The 207-nt window shown below is 45.4% G+C and carries 1 protein-coding gene; it reads right to left on the minus strand.

The window, feature by feature from the left end:
• Positions 1 to 207: AMP-binding protein (locus tag Q1A47_RS20795; protein ID WP_299632777.1), on the minus strand; the 207-nt coding region annotated here is incomplete at both ends.

Consider the following 207-nt stretch of genomic DNA (forward strand, 5'->3'; position numbering starts at 1 on the left):
CAGTTTGGCATCTTCTATCATATAATTGATTCGATCGATTGGATGTGTTGGATCGATAGGTAAGTAGGCGCCGCCTGCCTTGAGAATGCCTATCATGCCGACCATCATTTCTAGCGAACCATCGATCATAATACCGACAATCGCATTGGCTGTGATGCCATTTTGGCGTAAGGTCCTTGCGAGTTGATTCGCCTTTTCATTTAAGGC

This window comes from uncultured Virgibacillus sp. (assembly GCF_947495635.1).
In the GTDB taxonomy this organism is placed as follows: domain Bacteria; phylum Bacillota; class Bacilli; order Bacillales; family Amphibacillaceae; genus Virgibacillus; species Virgibacillus salarius.